Annotated in this window: 21 protein-coding genes; 20 read left to right on the forward strand and 1 reads right to left on the reverse strand. The window is 57.0% G+C overall.

Features of this window, described 5'->3' with window-relative positions; all coding sequences use genetic code 11:
* Window positions 1–68: 68 nt before the first annotated feature.
* The 9 genes from HMPREF1121_RS03300 (at window position 69) to HMPREF1121_RS03340 (ending at window position 11,521) form a co-directional block, all read left to right on the forward strand.
* Window positions 69–884: a purine nucleoside phosphorylase I, inosine and guanosine-specific gene (locus HMPREF1121_RS03300; protein ID WP_044114621.1), complete on the forward strand. Its 816-nt coding sequence runs from the start codon at window positions 69–71 to the stop codon at window positions 882–884.
* Window positions 885–1,246: 362 nt separating this feature from the next.
* Window positions 1,247–2,338 (forward strand): acyltransferase family protein, encoded by a 1,092-nt coding sequence (locus HMPREF1121_RS03305; protein WP_084151927.1) that lies wholly within the window; start codon window positions 1,247–1,249, stop codon window positions 2,336–2,338.
* A 215-nt stretch (window positions 2,339–2,553) separates the two neighbouring features.
* Window positions 2,554–3,663 (forward strand): methylmalonyl Co-A mutase-associated GTPase MeaB, encoded by a 1,110-nt coding sequence (gene meaB / locus HMPREF1121_RS03310; RefSeq protein ID WP_044114622.1) that lies wholly within the window; start codon window positions 2,554–2,556, stop codon window positions 3,661–3,663.
* 157 nt (window positions 3,664–3,820) lie between these two features.
* Window positions 3,821–4,093, forward strand: a complete 273-nt coding sequence (locus tag HMPREF1121_RS03315; RefSeq protein WP_009432465.1) for an HU family DNA-binding protein — start codon at window positions 3,821–3,823, stop codon at window positions 4,091–4,093.
* Window positions 4,094–4,336: 243 nt separating this feature from the next.
* Window positions 4,337–5,899, forward strand: a complete 1,563-nt coding sequence (locus HMPREF1121_RS03320) for an Rne/Rng family ribonuclease (RefSeq protein ID WP_044114623.1) — start codon at window positions 4,337–4,339, stop codon at window positions 5,897–5,899.
* Between the two features lie 102 nt (window positions 5,900–6,001).
* Window positions 6,002–6,622 carry a recombination mediator RecR gene (gene recR / locus HMPREF1121_RS03325; RefSeq protein ID WP_044114624.1) on the forward strand — a complete coding sequence of 207 codons (621 nt, stop codon included), beginning with the start codon at window positions 6,002–6,004 and terminating at the stop codon, window positions 6,620–6,622.
* 4 nt (window positions 6,623–6,626) lie between these two features.
* The gene (locus tag HMPREF1121_RS03330; RefSeq protein WP_044114625.1) at window positions 6,627–7,163 is read left to right on the forward strand and encodes a GNAT family N-acetyltransferase; all 537 of its coding nucleotides are present in this window, start codon (window positions 6,627–6,629) and stop codon (window positions 7,161–7,163) included.
* Entirely contained in the window at window positions 7,151–9,238 is a 2,088-nt protein-coding gene (gene ligA / locus HMPREF1121_RS03335) for an NAD-dependent DNA ligase LigA (protein WP_044114626.1), read from the forward strand. Before HMPREF1121_RS03330 ends, ligA begins: the two co-directional genes overlap by 13 nt.
* Window positions 9,239–9,280: 42 nt before the next feature.
* Complete coding sequence (locus HMPREF1121_RS03340) at window positions 9,281–11,521, forward strand: inorganic phosphate transporter (RefSeq protein WP_044114627.1); 2,241 nt, start codon at window positions 9,281–9,283, stop codon at window positions 11,519–11,521.
* A gap of 241 nt (window positions 11,522–11,762) precedes the next feature.
* Here HMPREF1121_RS03340 and tyrS read toward each other — a convergent pair whose 3' ends face one another.
* Complete coding sequence (gene tyrS / locus HMPREF1121_RS03345) at window positions 11,763–13,055, reverse strand: tyrosine--tRNA ligase (protein WP_044114772.1); 1,293 nt, start codon at window positions 13,053–13,055, stop codon at window positions 11,763–11,765.
* Window positions 13,056–13,600: 545 nt separating this feature from the next.
* Here tyrS and HMPREF1121_RS03350 point away from each other — a divergent pair.
* The 11 genes from HMPREF1121_RS03350 to HMPREF1121_RS03400 all read left to right on the forward strand — a co-directional run bounded on the left by HMPREF1121_RS03350 (window position 13,601) and on the right by HMPREF1121_RS03400 (window position 24,708).
* The gene (locus tag HMPREF1121_RS03350; protein WP_044114628.1) at window positions 13,601–14,056 is read left to right on the forward strand and encodes a PH domain-containing protein; all 456 of its coding nucleotides are present in this window, start codon (window positions 13,601–13,603) and stop codon (window positions 14,054–14,056) included.
* Window positions 14,057–14,097: 41 nt separating this feature from the next.
* Window positions 14,098–14,976, forward strand: a complete 879-nt coding sequence (locus HMPREF1121_RS08630) for a GLPGLI family protein (protein WP_052353570.1) — start codon at window positions 14,098–14,100, stop codon at window positions 14,974–14,976.
* Between the two features lie 12 nt (window positions 14,977–14,988).
* Window positions 14,989–15,867 (forward strand): GLPGLI family protein, encoded by an 879-nt coding sequence (locus HMPREF1121_RS03360; protein WP_084151929.1) that lies wholly within the window; start codon window positions 14,989–14,991, stop codon window positions 15,865–15,867.
* 19 nt (window positions 15,868–15,886) lie between these two features.
* The gene (locus HMPREF1121_RS03365) at window positions 15,887–16,768 is read left to right on the forward strand and encodes a GLPGLI family protein (RefSeq protein WP_044114629.1); all 882 of its coding nucleotides are present in this window, start codon (window positions 15,887–15,889) and stop codon (window positions 16,766–16,768) included.
* Window positions 16,769–16,805: 37 nt separating this feature from the next.
* Window positions 16,806–17,690 (forward strand): GLPGLI family protein, encoded by an 885-nt coding sequence (locus tag HMPREF1121_RS08635; protein WP_052353572.1) that lies wholly within the window; start codon window positions 16,806–16,808, stop codon window positions 17,688–17,690.
* 31 nt (window positions 17,691–17,721) lie between these two features.
* On the forward strand, window positions 17,722–19,686 hold the full coding sequence (locus tag HMPREF1121_RS03375; RefSeq protein ID WP_156946038.1) for a carboxypeptidase regulatory-like domain-containing protein: 1,965 nt from the start codon (window positions 17,722–17,724) through the stop codon (window positions 19,684–19,686).
* A gap of 59 nt (window positions 19,687–19,745) precedes the next feature.
* On the forward strand, window positions 19,746–20,327 hold the full coding sequence (locus tag HMPREF1121_RS03380) for a hypothetical protein (RefSeq protein WP_044114631.1): 582 nt from the start codon (window positions 19,746–19,748) through the stop codon (window positions 20,325–20,327).
* A 249-nt stretch (window positions 20,328–20,576) separates the two neighbouring features.
* Window positions 20,577–21,857, forward strand: a complete 1,281-nt coding sequence (eno, locus tag HMPREF1121_RS03385) for a phosphopyruvate hydratase (RefSeq protein ID WP_009432153.1) — start codon at window positions 20,577–20,579, stop codon at window positions 21,855–21,857.
* 227 nt (window positions 21,858–22,084) lie between these two features.
* Complete coding sequence (locus HMPREF1121_RS03390; protein WP_044114632.1) at window positions 22,085–22,774, forward strand: rhomboid family intramembrane serine protease; 690 nt, start codon at window positions 22,085–22,087, stop codon at window positions 22,772–22,774.
* Between the two features lie 7 nt (window positions 22,775–22,781).
* Entirely contained in the window at window positions 22,782–23,561 is a 780-nt protein-coding gene (locus tag HMPREF1121_RS03395) for a rhomboid family intramembrane serine protease (protein WP_084151933.1), read from the forward strand.
* A 22-nt stretch (window positions 23,562–23,583) separates the two neighbouring features.
* Window positions 23,584–24,708 carry an endonuclease/exonuclease/phosphatase family protein gene (locus HMPREF1121_RS03400; RefSeq protein WP_044114634.1) on the forward strand — a complete coding sequence of 375 codons (1,125 nt, stop codon included), beginning with the start codon at window positions 23,584–23,586 and terminating at the stop codon, window positions 24,706–24,708.
* The last annotated feature ends 10 nt before the right edge of the window (window positions 24,709–24,718 follow it).

The raw sequence follows: 24,718 nt of genomic DNA on the forward strand, positions 1-24,718 counted from the left end.
TGCTATATTTGTTTTGCCCTTGAGGCAAATACTATTCGCAATATTCGGCAAGATATATCCCTATTATTATGCTCGACCAACACTATCACGAGGCGGCCAACTACCTGGCATCACGCCTGCCAAAGGATATCAAGACCGCCATCATCCTCGGTAGCGGCCTTGGCAAGCTCGGCGACATGCTCGAGAATCCCACCATCATCCCCTACACACAGATCCCCCACTTCTCACACTCTACGGCTATCGGCCATAAGGGGAATCTCATCGCTGGTACCCTCTCGGGCGTAACCGTGCTGTGCATGCAGGGGCGCTTCCACTACTACGAAGGCTACCCTATGGAGCAGGTCACCTTCCCCATCCGCGTGATGAAGCTCCTCGGTATCGAGAACCTCCTCGTCTCCAACGCCGCAGGTGGCATCAACCAGACCTTCCGCGTAGGTGATCTGATGATCATCCGCGACCACATCAACAATCTCCCCAACCCGCTCATCGGCCCCAACGTCGAGATGTTCGGCCCACGCTTCCCTGATATGACGCGCCCCTATGACCGCGAATTCATCACGAAGGCGAAGGCCATCGCTCAGGAGCTCGGCATCCACGTCCACGAAGGTGTGTACGTTGGTCTCACGGGTCCCTCGTATGAGACCCCTGCTGAGTATACCTACTGGTCTCGCTCGGGTGGCGACGCTATCGGTATGAGCACCGTACCCGAAGTCATCGTCGCACGCCACGCTGGTATCCGCGTCTTCGGTATGTCGGTCATCACCAACGAAGGCTGGCACTTCGATGATGACTTCGTCAACGATGGTGACGACGTCGTACGCGCCGCCAATGCAGCCTCCGACCGTATGGGCCGCATCTTCAGCGAACTCGTACGCCAGCTGTAAGTATGACTCCATAGCACAAAGACATCAGCCCCAGTGTAAGTGCAGACACTTACACTGGGGTTGCTTTGTAGCTACCTTAAGGGGCAGTGGCACAAAGTCCCTCCCCAATCAGATAAGTATCAGCATATCGCAACAATTCGCAGACCTGCGGGGGCACTAAGAAAGTCCGCTGATATTGGACTCTCATCGTAGCTCTGACTCCGCTGAGAATTATATTTAGCCCTGTATAGATTAAATAGCCGTGAGGCTACGTTCCCTTTATAGAGGTCGGTACATCTAAATTAGATCTATCGGCTTCAGTCCTCCTCGGCGTACGCACTTCGCAGTGCTTCGCTATCATCATCCTTTACCTCAAGTAGTATATGCCCCATCAGTCGGCGGTATCTTCTAATTCATCTCAATCAATCAATCTCAATAGTCAGGTCTTACGAGGCTTGGCCATCCTCTCGATCATCCTCCACAACTATACGCACTGGATGCATGGAGCGATCTTCGAGAACGAGTTTATGTACCAGTCATGGCACGTCTCGAAGCTCTTGGACTACCTATCACACCCCGACGAAAGACTCCCCCTACAGCTTTTCTCCTTCTTTGGGCACTATGGCGTCGTGATCTTTGTCTTCCTCAGCGCCTACGGTCTGGAGAAGAAGTATGGACGCACGACCAAGGAAGTCCGCCCCCTCCCCTTCATCTGGACGCACTACCTCAAGCTCCTCTCAATGTGTATCGTGGGGTATGCGGCATACCTCCTGCTAAATGCTTTCTACGTAAGCTATCCCGCCTCTACGATCTTCGGAGTACTGAGCCAGCTCACAATGCTCTGCAATCTCCAGATTTGCTCCTTTGACACCTTTGCCCCAGGGCCCTATTGGTACTTCGGGCTCATGCTCCAGCTTTATGTCGTCTATCGTCTGCTCCTTTTCCGTCGCTCGTGGGGCGTGATCGTCGGAGCAATCTTAGTGTGTAGCATCGCTCAAGCCTTCGTCACCCCTGATGGAGCTGTCATGACGTGGCTACGTACCAATTTCGTCGGGAGTGTCCTACCCTTCGGCCTTGGCCTCCTCTATGCGCGCTATGAAGAGGATATCCAGCTAAGCAAGACAGCATACGGAATCATTGCCCTAGCCTCGATCACACTGATCTTCGTGACAAGCCTCTCCTTCCTGCCATGGATCACGACTCCGATCTTCGTCTGTGCTCTCGGCATCTCATGCACCCAACTCCTTCCGCAGAGTGTGAATAAACCTCTCGCCTGGGTCGGTGGTATCTCCGCAGCGATCTTCGTCAGCCACCCGATCGTACGCCAGCTGGGGCTTGCACTGGCAGAGAAGCTCCACTTCTCCCCCTACCAAAGCGTCCTGACCTTCCTCATCAGCGCTCTACTGCTCGGAGCACTTTTCCAGCCCATCCTAAATCGCTCAACCAAGCTTTTCATGAAGCTGGCTAAGCACTAACCAAGAGCAAGACAAAAGATAAAGCACGCGGGGTGGACCAATATTGGTCCACCCCGCGTGCTTTATTAGGAGTCCCCAACTACATATAAGGAATGGGGGTGTGGCACAGGACGAAATTACGTACCTTTGACAAAGGAAAGCGCGAGTATGGGGACGACCTTATCCCGTGCCCCTTTACCACCGACACAAAACAAGCACTATTCAAAGCAAGCGATATGGACATCAACGAAGAGCTTCTACACCACCCGGAGAATGATCCAGCCTACCTCGGGCTCAAGGTCAATCAAGGCGTGGCAGCCCAGCCCATGGTCAATCCCAACCTTCGACGCGTAGCTCGCCGTACCTACACGGTGGACGAATTCGTCGAAGGCATCCTCCGCTCCGACATCACCTGCCTCAGTCAGGCCGTGACGCTCGTCGAGAGCAACCGCCCCGACCATCAAGCCATCGCCCAGCAGATCATCGAGCGCTGCCTCCCCCACGCTGGGAAGTCTATGCGTATCGGTATCACGGGGGTACCAGGTGCAGGGAAGAGTACCTCGATCGACACCTTCGGGATGCACCTCGTCAAGCAGGGTCGACGTCTGGCAGTCCTCGCTATCGACCCCAGCAGCGAGCGCTCTGGTGGTAGTATCCTCGGGGATAAGACCCGTATGGAGCAGCTCTCCCGCGAGAAGAATGCCTTCATCCGCCCCAGCCCTTCGGCAGGGTCACTCGGTGGCGTAGCTCGTAAGACGCGTGAGACGATCGTACTCTGCGAGGCCGCAGGCTTCGATACGATCTTCGTCGAGACCGTCGGCGTCGGTCAGAGTGAGACGGCTGTACACTCTATGGTAGACTTCTTCCTCCTCATCCAGCTGGCTGGTACGGGTGACGAGCTGCAGGGGATCAAGCGCGGTATCATGGAGATGGCTGATGCTATCGTCATCAACAAGGCCGACGGCGATAACATTGACAAGGCTAACCTTGCTGCCACCCACTTCCGCAATGCCCTCCACCTCTTCCCCGCGACAGAGTCAGGTTGGCGTCCCAAAGTCCTCACCTATTCCGGCTTCTACGGCCTCGGCATCAAGGAGATCTGGGATATGGTCGATGAGTACCGACACTTCGCCACGGACTCAGGCTACTTCGAAGAGAAGCGCCAGCGCCAGGCCAAGTGGTGGATGTACGAGAGCATCAATGAGGCACTGAAGAGCTCCTTCTACCAGAGTGAGGCTATTCAAAGCCTACGCCCCGAGGTCGAGAGCGACATCCTCTCAGACCGTCTTTCCTCCTTCGTCGGAGCTCAGCGCCTCCTCGACGCCTACTTCAAGAGCCTCAAGTAAGCAAGTAGAAGGTAAAATAAAGTATAAGGAAGCGGGGTGGAGGTACTGTCTCTACCCCGCTCTCTAATGCTAAGTACACCTTGCATATTCGAAGATTTACCGTATATTTGCAGGGCAAAAAGAATGATATTCATACAATTAAAATATTTCATCAACTATGACGAAAGCAGAAGTGGTGAGTGATATCGCCAAGAGCACGGGAGTAGATAAAGAGACTACTCTGGCAGTGGTAGAGGCGTTCATGGAGTCAGTCAAGGACTCTCTGGTACGTGGAGAAAACGTCTACCTCCGTGGCTTCGGTAGCTTCATCATCAAGGAGCGCGCAGAGAAGACTGCTCGCAATATCTCGAAGAAGACTACGATCATCATCCCCAAGCGCCGCATCCCTGCCTTCAAGCCCTCGAAGCTCTTCGCCTCCAAGGTCAAGTAGTGGATCGAAAGTCGAACTATAGTAAATAACCATATAATCAAAAGCAGCTATGCCAAGCGGAAAGAAAAGAAAGCGCCATAAGATGGCTACGCACAAGCGTAAGAAGAGACTCAAGAAGAACAGACATAAGAAGAAGTAATGTCACATGCGCGGGGGTAGGGCAGTTCACAAGACGTATGCCTTGCCCCCGTACACTTTATACTACTTCCTTTTTTACTCTACTATCATTAACGAATCCGCCAAGTGAACAGTGAACTGATCGTCGACGTCTCCGCCAAGGAGATCTCGATGGCTCTACTAGAAGACCAACGACTGGTAGAGCTCCAGCGCGAGCGTCGTGACCTGGCATTCGCCGTCGGAGATATCTATCTCGGACGCGTCAAGAAGGTGATGCCTGGCCTCAACGCAGCATTCGTCGATGTAGGATATAAGAAGGATGCTTTTCTTCATTACCTCGACCTGGGGATGATCTACCAAGCGCAGCAGCGCTTCCTCGAGCAAATCGAGAAGACCAAGGCAGTACCCTCCTTGAGCAAGATCCCCACCTTCCCTGACCTACCAAAGGATGGGAAGATCGCTGACTACCTGAAGGCTGGGCAGAATGTCCTCGTCCAAGTCGTCAAGGAGCCTATCTCCACGAAGGGGCCACGCCTCTCGGCTGAGATATCCATCGCAGGGCGAAACCTCGTCCTCGTCCCCTTCTCCGACAAGGTATCCGTCAGCGCCAAGATCGAATCACACGAGGAGCGAGCACGCCTCAAGCAGCTCATCCTCAGCATGAAGCCTAAGAACTTCAGCGTGATCATCCGCACCTCGGCCGAGGGTAAGCGAGCCAGCGAGCTCGATCAGGAGCTCAGCCGTCTGCTCAGACGCTGGGAGGAGAGCATACAGAAGCTCCCCAAGATCACCAAGACCCCAAAGATCGTCTACGAAGAGTCCAGCCGTGCCTTAGGCATCCTGCGCGACACCTTCAACCCCTCCTTCCAGAGCATCCACGTCAACGACAAGGCCTACTACGAGGAGATACGCGAGTATGTCCGTCAGATAGCCCCTGGGCGTGAAGATATCGTCCGCCTCTATACGGGGAACCTCCCCATCTTCGATGAGAAGAATGTCACCAAGCAGATCAAGGCGTCCTTCGGGCGTACTGTCACCTGCAAGAGTGGTGCTTACCTGATCATCGAGCAGACCGAGGCCATGTACGTCGTGGATGTCAATAGTGGCAACCGCTCCCGTAAGAGCACCGAGCAGGAGGGCACAGCGATCGACGTCAATCTCATCGCAGCCGAAGAGCTCGCTCGTCAGCTCCGCCTGAGAGATATGGGTGGTATCATCGTCGTCGACTTCATCGACATGCATGACCAGAAGAATCGTCAGCTCCTCTATGAGCACATGGTCAAGCTGATGGAGGGTGACCGCACGCGACACAATATCCTACCGCTGAGCAAATTCGGCGTGATGCAGATCACCCGTCAGCGTGTGCGCCCCGCCACCCAGATCAATACGGATGAGACATGCCCCACGTGCCTTGGCACAGGGAAGATGAAGTCCTCTATCCTCTTCACCGATCAGCTCGAAGAAAAGCTCCGTGACTTAGCTCCACGCTTAGATACGTCCTACATCAACGTCCACGTACATCCCTACGTGGCCGCCTACCTCACCAAGGGGTTCTTCATGTCCATCGCCCGCCGCTGGAAGCTCCAGATAGCTCGCGGTATACGTGTGACCCCCAATCAGAGCCTCGGCTTCCTCGACTACAAGTTCGTAGACAAGGATGGCAACGAAATCGAGGCCCTCGAAGAATAACCTACGATAAAGCCCGTAGAAGATCTCTACCCTATCCCATAGCGATAGTACTCAGGGTATCTTCTGCGGGCTTTATCTCTACTGAGAGCGAGACCCGATACGATGAACGCCTACCCGTCCAAGCTCGTCGAGCGAGCCGTAGAGCAGCTCTCTACCCTCCCAGGGGTAGGGCGCAAGACCGCTCTACGCTTGGCACTACACCTGCTCTCACGCCCCCCGATCGATACCCATACCTTCGCCGATGCCCTCGTAGATATGCGAGATGGTATCGTCTACTGCCGGCAGTGCTACAACATCAGTGATACCGAGCTCTGCCCGATCTGCTCCAGCCCCCAGCGTGATAGCTCCACCGTCTGCGTCGTACAGCACGTAGGCGATGTGATGGCTATCGAGAATACAGGTCAGTACCGTGGTGTCTACCATGTCCTCGGCGGAGTCATCTCCCCTATTGACGGCATTGGTCCCGACGATCTGAAGATCCCCGAGCTCATCGATCGGGTACGCAGTGGCAGTGTCCGTGAGGTCATCTTGGCGCTGGGCACGACGATGGAGGGGGACACGACGAACTTCTTCATCTACCGCAGCCTCGCGGGGCTGGACGTACGCCTCTCGGTCATCGCACGCGGTGTAGCCATCGGAGATGAGATCGAGTACACCGACGAAGTGACACTCGGCCGCTCCATCCTCACCCGCACGGACTTCGATCAGTCGCTAAGCTTCTGACCCCATGCACACGCAGGCTATCGGCATCCCGGGCGAGCACATACAGCTCCGCGCCCTATCGCAGGAAGATCTCCCGCTGCTACTCAGCTGGGAGAATGACCTCGAGGGCTGGTACTCCAGCGGCACGATCAATCCCCTCTCCTCCGACTTCATCCAGCGCTACATCACAGCCTCGTCCACGCATATCCTCGAGACGGGCTCGATGAGTCTCATCATCGAAGGGCTCAAGACTAGCTCGGCACTGGGGCATCTCGTCCTCTACGACTACAGCCCCATCCATCGCCGTCTGGGCGTCGGTATCTATATCGACCGTGAGGCTCGCAAGACGGGGATAGGCTCCGAAGCCATCCGCTTAGCCCTACGCTACGCCTTCGACAAGCTCCGCTGTGAGCAAGTCTATGCCGAGGTCTTAGCCTCCAACGAAGCCTCCCAGCAGATGCTCCGCAGCATCGGCTTCGAGCATACCGCCACGCTCCCCCGCTGGCACTGGCAAGACAACCACTACGAGGACCTCCATTACTATCAGATATGGCACCCATAGCCACAGAGATCCAGCGACTACGAGAGGAGATCGAGGCGCACAACTACGCCTACTACGTCCTCTCCGCTCCCACCATCTCGGACTACGACTTCGACCAACTGCTCAAGCAGCTGGAGCGCCTGGAGGCGGAGCATCCCGAGCTCATCACCCCCGACTCACCTACCCAGCGTGTCGGCCGTGACCGCACCGAGGGCTTCACACAGGTAGCGCACCGCTACCCCATGCTCTCGCTGGGCAACACCTACAGCTACGACGATGTTCGGGAGTTCTACGAGCGTGTCTCGAAGGACTTGGGTGGCAAGCCCTTCACCATCGTTGCGGAGCTGAAGTACGACGGACTCTCGATCTCCCTAACCTATGAGAAGGGACTACTGACCCGTGCTGTCACCCGTGGCGACGGACAGATGGGCGATGATGTGACGGCTAATGTGCGCACGATCCGCTCCATCCCCCTCCGACTGCGTGGCACGGGCTATCCCGAGAGCCTTGAGGTGCGTGGGGAGATCCTCCTACCCTTCGTAGAGTTCGACCGACTGAATGCCGAGCGTCATCGTGCTGACCTCCCCCTCTTCGCTAATCCTCGCAATGCCGCCAGCGGTACGCTCAAGCAGCTCGATCCTGCGATCGTAGCTGAGCGCCGACTTGATGCCTACCTCTACTACGTACCTGGGCAGCCCAGTCTCCCCGACAGTCACTACGAGCGTCTGCAACTCTGTAAGAGCTGGGGGCTGAAGATCTCGGAGGCTACCCGCCGCTGCCATTCGCTGGAGGAGGTCCTATCCTTCCTCGACTACTGGGAGGAGGCACGTGCCAATGCTCCCGTTGCGACCGATGGCGTCGTGCTCAAGGTCGACTCCATCACCGAGCAGGAGGAGCTGGGCTATACGGCGAAGACCCCACGCTGGGCTATCGCCTACAAGTATCAAGCCGAGCAGGCTAAGACGCGTCTCATCTCCGTAGACTTCCAAGTCGGGCGTACGGGTGCTGTCACACCTGTGGCCAATCTTGATGCCGTGGCCCTCTCGGGCACGACCGTGCGCCGTGCCTCGCTTCACAACGCTGACTTCATCGAAGCCTTCGACCTACACATCGATGATCAGGTCCTCGTAGAGAAGGGCGGTGAGATCATCCCGAAGATCGTCGGCGTCGTCACCGAGGAGCGTCCCAGCGATGCTCAGCCCGTCATCTTCCCCAGCCACTGCCCCGCCTGTGGCTCTCCCCTTGAGCGAAACGAAGGAGAAGCCGCCTACTACTGCACGAACCAAGCGACCTGCCCCCCACAGCAGACGGCTCGTATCGAGCACTTCTCTGGGCGCAAGGCTGCTGACATACGTCTCGGAGCGGAGACCATCGACCTCCTCTTCACCCACGGACTCGTGCGCAGCATCGCCGACCTCTACCGCCTGAAGCTGGAGGATCTCCTGCAGCTCCCAGGCTTCAAGGAGCGCAGTGCGACCCGCCTGCTGGAGAGCATCGAGGCCTCCAAGGAGCGCCCCTTCCGTGCCCTACTCTTCGGGCTCGGCATCCGCTTCGTGGGCGAGACGGTAGCTAAGACGCTCGTGCAGCGCTATGCGGATATCCAGGCCTTAGGCGCAGCGACCTTCGAGGAGCTCACGGCTATCCCCGACATCGGTGCGGTCATCGCCGAGAGCCTCGTCCACTACTTCGCCTCACCCGAGAATAGGGAGTTCATCTCGGAGCTCCAGCGTCTGGGGCTTCCTCTGAGCCGTCGCCCCGAGGAAGAGCCACTCCCGACGACCGATCATGCTGCGATCTCGGGCAAGGCCTTCGTCATCAGTGGCGTCTTCACCCACTACTCCCGCGAAGAGTACAAGGCGCTCATCGAGAGCCTCGGGGGGAAGATCGCTTCATCCATCTCCAGCAAGACCAGCTACGTCTTGGCCGGTGCCAACATGGGCCCAGCAAAGCTCGCTAAGGCCACCGACCTGGGCATCACCATACTCTCCGAGGACGAATTCCTCGCCCTCATCGAGCCCCACGAAGGAGAGCAGCCCGCCGCCTCCACTGACGAGGCGGACACTGCCGACCTCCCCCTCTTCTCTAATCCCTCCTAATTCCCTCTCCACGACGATCACGAATCCTATCAGCTATCTGTAATGGACATTATCTTTATCTGTATCCTCGCCTTCTTGATCATCCTCGCCTGCTTCGACCTCGTAGCAGGGGTGAGCAATGACGCGGTGAACTTCCTCAACTCCGCTATCGGGGCGAAGGCAGCCCCGTTCAAGGTCATCCTCGGCGTCGCAGCCGTGGGGATCTTCCTCGGAGCCTCCCTAAGTAATGGGATGATGGACGTAGCGCGCAATGGGATATACAACCCCGCCTACTTCACCTTCCAAGAGGTCATGACCATCTGCTTGGCCGCGGTAGTCACCGACATCATCTTGATCAACATCTTCAATACACTCGGGCTACCGACCTCGACGACCGTCTCCATGGTCTTTGAGCTCCTCGGGGCTTCCTTCTGTATGTCGGTGCTCAAGGGTTTTGACGACCCCAGCCTCCAGATGCTGGATATGCTGAATGCCACCAAGGCCCTGCAGGTCATCATCGCTATCTTCCTCTCGGTAGCTGTGGCCTTCTTCTTCGGCTCGGTGGTGCAGTGGATCACGCGTGTGTGCTTCTCCTTCAACTATAAGAAGACCCTCCCCTACCTCGCTGGTATCTTCGGGGGCATCGCCCTGACCGCCATCGTCTACTTCATGCTCATCAAGGGGCTTGAGGAGTCGACCTTTGCCTACAAGGACTGGGTCAACAGCCACACACTGGAGCTCGTCATCGGCTGCCTCATCGGCTTCTCGATCATCATGCAGGTCCTACACTGGTGCGGCGTGAATATCCTCAAGATCATTATCCTGGCGGGTACGCTGGCCCTCTCGCTGGCCTTCGCTGGTAATGACCTCGTGAACTTCATCGGGGTACCTCTCTCGGGGCTCTCCGCCTATCAGGACTATATGGCCAACGGGAATGGGGCCTACGACACCTACCTCATGGGGGCGAATAACCTCCCCGCCAAGACGCCCTATATCTTCCTCCTCGGCTCGGGTATCATCATGACGCTGGCTCTCTTCTTCTCTAAGAGCGCGCAGAATGTCATCAAGACCTCGGTGAACCTCTCCCGCCAAGACGATGGGGAAGAGACCTTCGGCTCATCCCGTATCGCCCGTGGTCTCGTGCGTACCAGCAGTGCTATCGGCTCCGTCCTCGAGCGTGCCGTACCACAGAAGGCTCGCACATGGATCGACTCCCGCTTCAATAAGCAGGAGCTCACGATGGAGCCTGGTGCAGCCTTCGACCTCGTGCGTGCTTCGGTGAACCTCGTCCTGGCAGGGCTACTCATCGCACTCGGTACCTCCTTCAAGCTCCCTCTCTCCACGACGTACGTCACCTTCATGGTAGGTATGGGTACGTCGCTCGCAGACCGCGCTTGGGGTCGTGAGAGTGCCGTCGGTCGTGTGACGGGTGTGATGTCGGTCATCGGTGGCTGGTTCATCACGGCTGGTGCGGCCTTCATCATCGCGATCATCATCGCTACGATCATGCGCTATGGTGGCTTCATCGCTATGATCGCCCTAATCGCGGTGGCGCTCTTCCTGCTCTTCAATAGCCATCTCATCCGTCGCAAGAAGGGTGATGCTGATGATGAGCTCTTCGTCGCTATCCTCAATGCCGAAGATCCTACGACGATGTGGAGCCTGCTCTCTGAGCACGTCCGTCAGAATCAGATCGGCCTGCTTGACCACGTCAGCCAGGACTACCTCGACCTGACCAATGGCCTCTTCAGCGAAGATCTGCGCCGTCTGAAGAAGACCATGCACCATCTCGATGAGCACAAGCGTGCCTTCAAGACGATGCGCCGTAAGGAGACTATCGGGCTGAGACGCATGGCCAGCGACGAAGACATGCTGGAGAAGAACATGTGGTTCCACCTCGGTGCCAATAGCTGTCTGCAAATGATCTACGCCCTCGAGCGTGCTACGGAGGTAGCGGTAGAGCACGTAGACAACAACTACAACCCCATCCCCGAGGAGTACCGCGCTGAGTTCGCCCCCATCCGTGACCGCGTCATCGACTACATCGCACAGGTCCACCAGCTCATCTCCAGCAAGCGCATGGAGGACGCCAAGAAGGCGAAGAACATGGGTAAGGAGCTACGTGCGATCGTCAAGGATATGCGTAAGACCCAGATGAAGCGTGCTCACAAGGGCCGTCGTGAGGACCTGCGTGCCTCGATGGTCTACCTCAACGTCCTCATCGAGACCAACGAGCTCCTCGGCAACCTCCGCCACCTCGTCGGCTATAGCCAGAACCTCCTCGACGAAGAGGCCGAAGGCTAAGCCCACACACCCTCCCTTTCGCCTCCTACAGGCGAAGACCAAGAAGCCACGGGCACGCTACTTCATCGTAGCGCGCCCGTGGCTTTTTATTATGCTCTCCCCGATACGGTAGCGACCTGAATACATAAGGTGCGTGCTTCGGCTCTCCATCCGTAATACCCCCGAGGTGGGTCAAAAGAAGACGGCTCCCCCGCTACCATTGGTGGTAGCAGGGGAGCCGTCGTTATCGGATGTCCGTGGCTTACTTAGCCAAGACGAGGTAGTAGTTCTTCTTACCGCGCTGTACGAGCAGGTAGCGGTCAGCGATGAGCTGGGCAGAGGTGATGAGGTCATCGGGGCTGGCGACCTTCTCCTTGTTCACGCTCACACCACCCGAGGCGATGAGCTTGCGCAGCTCGCCCTTTGAGGGGAAGACAGCCGCATCTTCGGTGAGGAGGTCGATGACCTTCACACCGCCCTGCAGCTTATCCTTCGAGACTTCGAACTGGGGGACGCCCTCGAAGACGGAGAGGAGCGTAGCTTCGTCGAGCGACTGGAGCTGCTCACGCGTGCCCTGCCCGAAGAGGATGCCCGAGGCAGCTACAGCGGCATCATAGCTCTCACGGCCGTGGACGAGGATGGTGATCTCCTCCGCCAGGCGCTTCTGCAGGGCGCGCTCGTGTGGAGCGGCAGCCTGCTGAGCCTCGAGGCCTGCGATCTCCTCCTGCGTCAGCGTCGTGAAGATCTTGATATAGCGTGCCGCATCGGCATCATTGACATTCAGCCAGAACTGGTAGAAGGCGTATGGGCTCGTGCGCTCGGGGTCGAGCCACACATTGCCACTCTCGGTCTTACCGAACTTACCACCGTCGGCCTTCGTGATCAGCGGACATACCAGAGCATAGGCCTCACCAGCATCCATACGGCGGATCAGCTCCGTACCCGTGGTGATATTCCCCCATTGGTCAGAGCCCCCCATCTGCAGACGGCAGCCGTAGTGGCGATAGAGATACAGATAATCGTAGCCCTGCAGGAGCTGGTAGCTGAATTCGGTGAAGGACATCCCGTTGGAGTTCTCGCCGCTGAGGCGCTTCTTCACCGAGTCCTTAGCCATCATATAGTTGACCGTGATATGCTTGCCGATGTCGCGGATGAAGCCGAGGAAGCTGTAGTCCTTCATCCAGTCGTAGTTATTCACCAGCACGGCAGCGTTGGGCGCATCGCTATCGAAGTCGAGGAACTTAGACAGCTGCTTCTTGATGCAAGCTTGGTTGTGGCGGAGCGTCTCTTCGTCGAGGAGGTTACGCTCGGCGGACTTCATCGAGGGGTCACCAATCATCCCCGTAGCACCGCCGATGAGGGCGATGGGGCGATGGCCTGCCAGCTGGAGGTGGCGCAGCATCATGACCCCGACGAGGTGGCCGATGTGAAGGGAGTCTGCCGTGGGGTCAATACCCAGATATGCAGAGGTACGCTCCTTCTGTAGCTGCTCCTCAGTGCCTGGGAACATATCATGGATCATCCCACGCCAGCGCAGCTCTTCAATAAAGTTGATCATTTTTCTTCTTTAAAAGAGGTGATTATCTGTATGTATAGTGGCACAAAGATAGCTAAAGCCTCGCACCTGCGCCCCTATACACGCGAGGATAGCCCACTAACAGAGGGTAAGGAACTCGCCCTATCACGCCGATTTCTCTCATCCAGCGGAGGAAGAAGTGCTATCCCCGCGAAGAAAAAGTCACCCTCTCGTAGTGGTCTTCCCCTATCCAGGCACGTAGTCTTAACGACCACGCACGTAAACCCTATGATCCACGTACGTAGACATTAGATCTACGTACGTAGACGCAACTTATCTACCACTCGTCCGCGACTTTTATTCGCGCTCGTAGGGAGTCATTCCACTACTGCTCTCAGCTTTTCTCTCCGAAGAGACGAGTCCCACATAGCACGGCTAAGCAGCGTGTATCGCAAGGTTCTCTTCTCTGGTATTGCTGATTACAAGTTTTTTTTTAGGTTTGCAGTGTGGAGAGGAGCCCTTCTCCACACACTGCAGAAACACGAGAACGCAAAGCAACGACACCACTTTCATCTGATCGCGCTATGCACTACACGTTTAGGTACTCTACATTCGTCAAGGTCATCACCTTCATTGGATTATGGGCTCTTGCACTCATCCTTTATCTTCTCGTGACGGTAGACGGCTTATCATCGTTTGCCTTCGTCCTCTGGGCAGGCGCTTTGGGCCTCATCTACCCTCCCCTCTCCATGCCCCGTTCGATAGAGGATGACGGAGAGACCGTGGTCCTGAGACGGCTCTTATGGTCGAAGCGGTATAGCCGCACGACCTACGACATCTCGGAGGTAAGTGGTATTGAGGTAATGAATGGTCTCCGTGTCTTCGGCTCAGGAGGTTACTTCGGCTATAGTGGCTACTTCTACAAGACGAAGATTGGGCTCTTCAAGCTCCTCGCTACGGAGGACACAGGCCATTACCTACGCATCCAGCGCAAGGGCAGTCGCCCGCTCTACATCGCCTACCGCCCTACCCAATCCTAATCATCGCATCTTCCCACATCACCCCAAGCACCACACGACACATGAAACCCTTACTTCTCCGCACCCTATCCCTCGCTATCGGTATAGGTAGTCTGTGCCTTCACAGCACGACCGCTTCAGCTCAAGCAACCCAAAAACCCGACAAGCACTATGCTCTGAGCGATACCATAGCGCTTACCATCTTCGACTATGCTCAATACCGAGCCTACTATCGAAAACAATACAGAGACACCCCCTCCGATCCTCGGGAATATCGCTGGCTTCAGCTCCTGCAAATCGGGGGCAAGTATCAGGGCTACGTCAACTATGGGGAGCTACGTGCCGACTCGATATGGAACGCCTCGATAAAGGCGGGCAAGAGTGATGCCGAACTGCATCCCGAATGGTCTGCAGCTAAAGATGAATCGCTTCCCGACGTGAAGCTCCTCTTTGACCGCAACAAGGGTGTCTTGGACGCATACGACAGAGTCTTTGTCTCGAAGTACCACTACAGCGAGCCCATCCCCCAGCAGCAGTGGACGATGGCCGAGGGCGATAGCACGATCTTAGGCTACACGTGCCACAAGGCTACGACCCGCTTCCGTGGACGAGACTACATCGCTTGGTACACCGAGGAGATCCCCTACCCCTACGGGCCCTATAAGTTCGGCGGTCTCCCTGGTCTCATCACCTGCATCTATGACACCCAGCACGAGCACATCTACACGCTTGTAGGCTTTGAGAAAGCCCCGGCCTTAGACTACATCTACTACGGCAACGGGCGACGTAAGCCCACCGAGGGCACACGCGAGGAGGTCAATAAGCTCCAGCGACAGTACCACGAGCAGCCCAACCTCTTCAAGTCCGACATTCTCACACCAGCCCCTGGCACTAAGACCAAGCGTGAGCCCAAGCCCTATAATCCCATCGAGCTGGAATAACCCCGCTGAGCTATGATACGTTTGCTTCTCCGCACCCTATCCCTCGCTATCGGGATGGGGTGTCTAAGCCTTCCCGCCACAGGGCAAAAGCCCAAAGCAGGTATTGATCCCAGCAGGGTATATGCCCCGAGTGACAGCACCCCGACGAACATATTCGATCATGCGCTCTACCGAGCCTACTATCTGAAGCAGTATCGAGATGACCCCGCTGATCCGCAAGCCTATCACTGGATGCAGATCCTGCAGATAGGTAGGAGCCACCAAGCCTACCTCGACTATGGCGAGCTACGTAGAGACTCCATCTGGAATGCAGCAGCAAAGGGTAGGAAAAGCTATGGCGAGTTTAGCGCGGAGAGTCGTGCCGCCGCAGATGACACCTTTTCTCATCTCAAGCTCATCTTCGACCGCTCCAAGGGGATGATCAATGCTCACGATGCGATCTTCCTCAGCAAATACCACTACACCGAGCCCATCCCCCAGCTCCAGTGGACGATGGCGCGGGGCGATAGCACGATCTTAGGCTACCCATGCCACAAGGCCACGACGCGCTTCCGCGGGCGAGACTACGTCGCTTGGTACACCGAGGAGATCCCCTTCCCCTATGGGCCCTTTAAGTTCGGTGGACTCCCTGGCCTCATCACCTGCATCTACGACACCCAGCGCGAGCATATCTATACGCTTGTAGGCTTCGAGAAAGCGCCTTCGGAAGACTACATCTATGAGAATGTGCGACGCGGGTGGTTCGAGACCACGAGGGAGGTGCTGGCGAAGCAGCAGAAGTACTTCCACGAGCAGCCCAACCTCTTCACCCCCGACATCCTCATCCCTGACCCCAGGAACAAGGCCATCAAGCGCAAGCCTAAGCCCTACAACCCGATCGAATTAGAATAAACCCGCCCCCTGCTGAGCTATGAAACAGACCATTCTCCGCACCCTCCTCCTCGCTATCGGGATAGGGTGCCTAAGCCTTCCTGCTACAGGGCAAAAGCCCAAGGTCTTCCCGGACTACACCTATGTATATGAGCCGAGCGACTCCCTGCAGATGACCATATTCGACTACGCGCAGTATCGGGCCTACTATGAGAAGCAGTACCGAGACGACCCATCTGTCCCTCAGGCTTATCACTGGATGCAGGTCCTACAGATAGGCAGGAACTACCAAGCCTTCCTCGACTATGGTGCGCTACGTAGTGACTCGATATGGAATGCTTCGGTGAAGGCGAGGAAGAAATATGGGGAATTTGAGGCGGAGGATAAGGCTGCCTCAAGAGCTGCCTTATCTCATCTGAAGCTTATCTTCGACCGCCCCAAGGGGATGATCAATGCCCACGAGAGGATCTTCATCAACAAGTACCACTACACGGAGCCCATCCCCCAGCTCCAGTGGACGATGGCGCGGGGTGATAGCACGGTCTTAGGCTATACGTGCCACAAGGCCACGACGCGCTTCCGCGGACGAGACTACATCGCTTGGTACACCGAGGAGATTCCCTTCCCCTACGGGCCCTTTAAGTTCGGCGGACTCCCTGGACTCATCACCTGCATCTACGACACTAAGCGTGAGCACATCTATACGCTCGTAGGCTTCGAGAAAGCTCCGTCAGAGGACTACATCTACGAGGAAGCGCGACGTATGTGGTGGTTCGAGACCAAGCGGGAAGTGGTGGCGAAGCTCCAGAGGAACTACCACGAGCAGCCCGACCTCTTCACCTCCGACATCGTCACCCCTGACCCCAAGAACAAGCCCGTCAAGCATCATAGCAAGCCCTACAACCCTATCGAGCTGGAGTAAAAGCCTCCCCCACTTCTCCCCGCCCTATATGAAGACAATGAGACTCCTCCGAGGCATCGTCCTATCACTCTGTATGTGCATCCTCTCCGTAATGAGCGCTGAGGCACAAGAGACCAACATGGCCCCATTCATCGAGAGCTTGATACGTGCCTTCAAATCAATGAAGGCTGACACCGTACGCAAGGACGTCATTGAGCCCAACCTCTATCGCGCATTCTATAAAGCAGAGTACCATCCTGTTGCGAAAAGCATGGCGCCAGCCTATGAATGGACGCAAGTATTGCAAATCGGTGAAACGGCCCAGCGCTATATAGACCATGGGACCTTGCTGGCTGACTCCATATTTGACGATGGGGTCAAGACGGGCAAGGCCCCTGAAGAGTTCGTCCCAGGATACCATAAGGCAAGCAAGAGCTCCGTCATGGATAGCCACATACTTTTCCTTCAGAGAGAGGGGAAGATGGAGTACTTCGATCGGATCGTCGCCGACTACTTCACCTACGTAGATAGTATCCCCCAGCAGCAGTGGGAGCTGGTCGCAAGAGATAGCATCATCGCAGGATACACCTGCCATCGCGCCCAGACCCGCTACCGAGGGCGCGACTACACGGCTTGGTACACCGAGGAGATCCCGCTGAGCTATGGCCCGTATAAGTTCAGAGGACTCCCTGGACTCATCACCTGTATCTATGATAAGGACCGTGACCACGTCTTCACCTTGCAGGGCTTCGAGCGCGCTCCGCGCGGAGAGGTCATTTACCGCAAGAAGAAGTCCTACTTCAAGACGACGAGAGCGCGCCTCCAGCAGGCCATCCGCAACTACATGGCGAACCCCTCGGGCTACAGCACACCGAAGGTCAACGTCCAGGGGAAGAAGACCGCCAAGCCACCTAAGCCCTACAACCCGATTGAGCTGGAGTAACATCCTCTCTCCTCACGTTCCCGATACCACTATGAGACACTACGACTACACGCCTCGACTCCTTTGGTGCCTCCTCACACTGCTCCTCCTGCTCCCCACAGGGCAAGCGCATGGGCAGACGAGTGAGCGCCACGTGACCGCCCGCATCGTCAATGCCGAGACAGGTGCCCCCATCGTCGACGTCCTTTGCTCTGCATGGGACGGCGAGCGGCACCGCACAGCCTTCACGCAGAGTGATGCCAAGGGCGAGGCACGCTTTCGCCTCACGCCCCAAGACCAGTTCCTCTCCTTCGTCCTCTTAGGCTATACGAAGCAAGAGCTACGCATCAGCGAGCTCTCGGGAGATAGCTTCACCGTGCGTCTCCAGCCCTCGACGACGCCGATACGTGAGGTACATATCAAGGCACGCCCCATCACCGTGCGGGGCGACACGCTCCGCTACCGCGTCAAGGCCTTTGCAGGCAAGCGAGACCGCTACCTCGAGGATGTCATAAAGAAGCTCCCCGGAGTAGAGGTCAAGGAGAATGGACGGATAGAGTATCAGGGTAAGCCTATCAATAAGTTCTACATCGAGGGGCAAGATCCCTTGGGCAGCAACTACACGCAGGCCTCGCGCAACATCCCCATCAATGCCGTCGATCAGGTTGAAGTCATCGAGCACAACCAGCACAAGCGCGTCCTACAGGGCCTCGTCTCCAGCGACCAGGCAGCGCTGAACATCCGTCTGAGCAAGGCCTCACGCTTCCGTCCCTTCGGGGAGATCACAGCCGGGACGGGCCTGCCTGCGCCGCTCTGGGAGGGCAAGGCCTTCCTCATGCAGGCCTCAGCGACGAACCAGCTCATCACCTCACTCAAGGGGAATAATACGGGGATAGACCTCTCGTCAGACTTCGAGCAGCAGCACGACGCAGGGAGTGGCCTTCCGCAGATCTCCCTTCCCTCGACCGCCCTACAGACCTCCTCCCCACAACACCCACCCCTCGACATCGGGCGCTACCTCGATGACAGAGGCTTCAACTGGGGTATCAATGACCTGCAGAAGCTCGGGGAATACAGTAACCTCCGCATCAACGTCTCGGGCTACCACGACCGTCGACGCCTCAGCTCCGAGAGCGAGACCCACTACCTCGGCACTACACCCCTCGACCTCTACGAGACCTCTCAGCTGACCCGAAGCCCCAACTACTACAATGCCGCCCTACGCTACGAGGACAATGCACCCAAGCGCTATCTCGTAGGTGAGCTACGCTTCGGAGGTAGGCGCTCCGACCAAACGGAGGGCATTCGCTCCAATAGCCGCGAGTACACCTTGGGGCTACGGCAGGAGCCGCTTTGGCTCCAAGCGGCCCTGCAGACGACCCTCCGCTTAGGCGGTACGGTCCTCGACTTCGTCTCCTCCACACGTGGCTACACCGCAGGAGAGACGCTCCGTGGCGAGTGGACCGAGGCGGCACTCCCCACACAGACGCTCTACGAAGAGCGACGCATCACCCAGCTTCACACGACGCATCAAGCCTCGACGAGCTTCCACTTCTCCCGCACCACGGCACTTCACACGGGGCTGGAAGCCACGGCCGACCTACGGAGCTTCGATACGCCCTATGCGAGCCTCACCCGCTCCTGCAGCTACCGCGACCTCTCTCTGGCGCTGGACGCGTCCTTCAGCTACCGCCCCGAGGGCTTCTATCTCTCGGTGGGTACCCCTCTTACCCTCGAGCGGGAGATGCTTCAGGTAGGTATGCGCCACGATGAGGCGACACGCCTGCGTATCGCCCCCTTCTTCAGTATGAGGGCGAGCCTCGGGCAGCACGGGGAGCTATGGCTACGTGGGAGCTACTCCGAGCGCCCCGACCTCGACGGCTACTACAGCCCCAGCACCCAGAGACGAGGCTACCGCCTCTACTACCAGAGCCTCGAGCACCTCTACAGTCAGCAGACCCTCTCCAGCTCACCTATCGCAATCCGCTGGAGCTCTTCTTCACCTACCTCCATCTGAGCTACAACTACACGACCCGCGGCTACTACCGTGACTATACTTATAGTCTCGACCGCACGGTGAGCATCCCCATCGACAGCACGCACCACCGCCAGACCTTCTCCGCAGCGGGCGTCGTCGACAAGTCCATCGCACCACTCGGGTTGAGCCTACATGCCGAGCTACGATACAGCCACTCGAGCTACATCTCCTCACAGGCACAGCGCGTCTATCAGATCCAGAGCGACCTCCTCATACCCAGCCTCACGATGACGTGCAACAAGCTCTCCCCGCTGGAGCTGGCCTACACCTTCGAGCTCAGCAGCCTATGGATACACCACCCACTGACGAAGCTACGCCCCGTCCTCTCCCTGCGTGAGAGCTTCGAAGCAGGCCTACCCCTCGGTGATCGCTGGCTCCTCGGCCTGCAGGTCGTCCACTCGATGAATGAGGTCGCTCCAAGGGAGTACAAGCATACCCTCTTCGGTGACCTCGACGCCACCTGGACCGTCAGCAAGCGCATCAAGCTCACCGCCCGCTTAGCGAACCTATGGGGACAGACTTACTACCGAGTGACCCGCCTCTCCGCCACCGACATCTCGAGCTTCGCCGTACCGCTCCGCCCTCGCGAGCTCATCGTGACGGCTACACTTCGCATTTAAGGCGCTCGCTTCTGAGCCCTTACATCCGCATCTTCGCCTCACAGCTGGCCACAAAAAGGCGTGCTGTGGGGCGCTTTTCCACCACCGAGAGTGTCGCTTTTGAAAGGCCTTAAATAGGGTGTAGAGGAGCGCCCTTATCCCCTTGTCCATTCTCTTGTAACTCGGGCAGTTGAATATCATATATTCGTTGTACCTTTGTAGGAGACAGAAAAGTCTATATAGACAGATTTGCTAATTCGAATTAGTTTTATGGAAATTATCAAGATCGTCGGGCGTGAGATCCTCGACTCCCGTGGGAACCCCACAGTAGAAGTAGACGTACACCTTGCGTGTGGTATCATCGGCCGTGCAGCTGTACCCAGCGGTGCATCCACGGGCGAAAACGAAGCTCTCGAGCTCCGTGACGGCGACAAGGGTCGCTACCTCGGTAAGGGTGTCCTCAAGGCAGTAGAGAACATCAACAACGTCATCGCACCTGAGCTCTACGGCATGAGCGCCCTGAACCAGCGTGAGATCGACCTGAAGATGATCGCTCTCGATGGCACCAAGACCAAGAGCAACCTCGGCGCTAACGCTATCCTCGGTGTATCTCTCGCCGTCGCTAAGGCTGCCGCTCAGTACCTCGACATCCCCCTCTATCGCTACATCGGTGGCACGAACACCTATGTACTGCCCGTACCTATGATGAACATCATCAATGGTGGCTCGCACTCGGATGCTCCTATCGCCTTCCAGGAATTCATGATCCGCCCTGTGGGTGCATGCTGCTTCCGCGAAGGTCTCCGCATGGGTGCTGAAGTCTTCCACGCACTGAAGAAGGTCCTCCACGATCGTGGCCTCAGCACCGCTGTAGGTGACGAAGGTGGTTTCGCTCCTGCCCTCAACGGTACGGAAGACGCTATCGAGTCGATCCTCAAGGCTGTCGAAAAGGCTGGCTACGTCCCCGGTAAGGATATCACCATCGCTATGGACTGCGCTTCCTCTGAGTTCTTCAAGGATGGCATCTACGACTACACGAAGTTCGAAGGTGACCACGGTGTGAAGCGCACGATCGACGAGCAGGTTGAGTTCCTCAGCCAGCTGGTAGAGAAGTACCCCATCGACTCGATCGAAGACGGTATGGCTGAGAACGACTGGGAAGGTTGGAAGAAGCTTACCGACAAGCTCGGCAAGAAGATCCAGCTCGTCGGTGACGACCTCTTCGTCACGAATGTAGAGTACCTCCGTCGCGGTATCGCTGAAGGCTGCGGTAACTCGATCCTCATCAAGGTCAACCAGATCGGTACGCTCACCGAGACGCTCGACGCTATCGACATGGCTCACCGCCACGGCTTCACCTCCGTCACCTCACACCGCTCTGGTGAGACGGAAGATGCTACGATCGCTGACATCGCTGTAGCTACGAACTCTGGTCAGATCAAGACCGGTTCGCTCAGCCGTACCGACCGTATGGCTAAGTACAACCAGCTCCTCCGCATCGAAGAAGAGCTCGGTGACCTCGCTGTCTACGGCTACAAGCGTATCAAGTAGTCCACACCGTACGGCCCATCTGCGCTGAGGCAACCCTGCCCGCGCACCGAAGCCGTAGGATATAAATAGCCCCGCAGGATGACCTCCTGCGGGGCTATTTCGCTTCCTGCTGTACAACAAAGAAGCGGGGAAGAATAGTTATCTTTGTGAGACGGGGCTTTTCAGGTGAGTACATCCCCGAGAGCCCCATATATTAGATAGACTCCATCATCACTCCATAGCGCTGTATGCGACAGTCCTCCTCCGCCTGGGCTCGCTGGGCTCCCCCAGTGACCCGCAACTTGATCGTCATCAACTTCATCATCTACTTCGCCTCAGTCCTGCTACTGCGTCGAGGCTTTGACCTTGCGGAGGTCGCTGGCCTGCACTACTTCGAGTCCTCAGCCTTCCGAGTGTGGCAGCTCCTGACGTATCAGTTCCTCCACAGCACCTCGTCCATCGAGCACGTACTGTCGAATATGTTCGCGCTCTATATGTTCGGCTCCAGCATCGAGTACTTCTGGGGCAGCAAGCGCTATCTGATCTACTACCTGCTCTGTGGTATTAGTGCAGGGCTGGTGCAGGAGCTGAGTTGGTACTATGAGCTACGCGAGGTCGTGCAGTACGCGAGCGTACAGCTCCCATCGGGGATCGTACCACTCGACACCTTCCTCAGTATGCTGAATACCGTGGGGGCATCGGGAGCTGTCTTCGGCATTCTCCTTGCCTCTGGCGTACTCTTCCCCAATTCATACGTCCTCATTGGCTTCGCCATACCGCTGAAGATGAAGTATTTCGTCTTCCTCTACGGCGCCTTCGAGCTCTTCGCTGGCATCCACAACACTTGGGGTCAGGTAGCCCACTTCGCTCACCTCGGTGGGATGATCGGCGGGGCTACCCTCATCTATCTCTGGCGTAAGAAGGGGGTTATCCGATAGGTCTTCGATGAACTGGAAGAAACTATATAAAGAGTATTGGCAAGAGGGGAGCATCGTCATGCGCCTCCTCATCCTACACACCTTCGCCTACTTCCTTATCGGGCTGACCTCTTGGGCCTGCACGCTCATCACACCCTTACGCTGGTGGGATCTCGGGCTCTCGCTCTCGTTCTACCCTGAGTGGGACAAGGTACTCTACCATCCTTGGTCGCTCGTCACGTATGCCCTCCCCCACCTAAACTTCTTCCACTTCTTTGGCAACATGTGCTTGGTCTATGCGCTCCTCCCCGTGATGGCGCATCGACTCGGTACACATAGATTCCTCTGGACCTATATCGGAGGTATCATCGCAGGGGCATTGACCTACCTCTTAGGTTACCAGCTCCTCGGTGCACAGATCATACCTCCCCTGTCGCTGCAAGGTGTCTCAGCAGCCATCCTCAGCGTATGCGCTGCGGCAGTCATGGTAGATCGCAAGATTTTCGCCTCGTTCACCCTGCGCTTTACGGGAAATCGCGTCCCACCCATCGCACTCTGGGTCTTCCTATTCCTCGTCTTCGTCGGTGCTGGGCGAGGGAACTTAGGCGGACACTTGGCACACCTCGGTGGGCTACTCTTCGGTATCGCCTGCGGTCTCTACTACCGCAAGCAGGTCAAGCACCCCGCAAGCGTTTTTACCAGCGACCGAGAGGAACTGCTACGCAAGACCCGTCACTCAAGCTTCTCCAGCCTAAGCCCCGAGGAGCGTCGTCGCTTGATGAAGAACCTACCCAAAGACAAAAACTAACCTCCCCCACGGCAACCAAATAATGAAGCTTCGCGCTCTCTTCACCTTCAGCTCACGCGTCGCACGGGTCATCCTTCTCGTGGGGACACTCCTCATCTCTGGGGTCTATCTCCTCGGAGCCTACTCGGGGTACATAGCGCCGAAGACCTGGATCCTCCCGAGCTTCTTAGGCTTGCTCTTCCCTGGCCTTCTCTTAGCACAGCTCCTCGTGAGCCTCTTTTGGCTCATCGCACTCGACAAGAAGCGTCTCATCCTCGTCGGAGTCGTGTGGCTCATCTCCCTGCCACAGCTCCTCACCTACTTCCCCATCAGCCGCTCGGCGAAGATCCTCGGCGACGAAGACGATGCGATACGCGTGCTCTCCTACAACGTCTGCGCCTTCGGCTTCAAGCCCCACACCAAGACCAGCCCCAACGCCATCCTGCAGTACATCAAAAGCAGTGGTGCTGACATCGTCTGCCTACAGGAGGCGATGCTCAATCAGAATCCTTGGGCAGGTGTCGTCTCGAAGACCCTGCGTAGCTATCTCGACAAGGACTATCCCTATATCCAGGTGAATCGCGTGAATCGTGGCGGGAGTACCCTCGCGCTTCTCTCCAAGTACCCTATCACCGAGACCAAGGAGATACCTATCGACTCTTGGGTCAACGGAGCTATAGCCTACAAGGTGCTCATCCGTGGTGAAGAGACACTCATCATCAATGTACACCTCGAGTCCTTCCATCTGCGCCGTGTCGATGGCGAGGACTACCTACGCTTGGCCTCTCAAGGCAATGCCGTCCGCCTGAAGGACGCCATGGGTGCAAAGCTCGCACCGACCTTCCGTGCCCATGGCGTACAGGCGAACGTCATCCACCAGCTCATACAGAGCTATGGTACCGAGCGTGTCATCGTCTGTGGCGACTTCAACGACACGCCTCTCTCCTATACCCGACATAAGATCGCCGATGGGCTAAAGGACGCCTTCGTCGAGCGAGGCAATGGCTTCGGCTTCACCTTCAAGACGCGCCCCTTCATCGTGCGCATTGACCACATCCTCTACGGCTCTGCCTTCCGTGCTATCAGCTGCGAGGTCGACAAGACCGCCAGCGAATCGGATCACCATCCTATCGAGGCCGTGCTCAGCATGAGCCCAGCACAAGAGTAATCCCGCACCC

Source organism: Porphyromonas sp. KLE 1280 (assembly GCF_000700805.1).
Taxonomy (GTDB): Bacteria; Bacteroidota; Bacteroidia; order Bacteroidales; family Porphyromonadaceae; genus Porphyromonas; species Porphyromonas pasteri.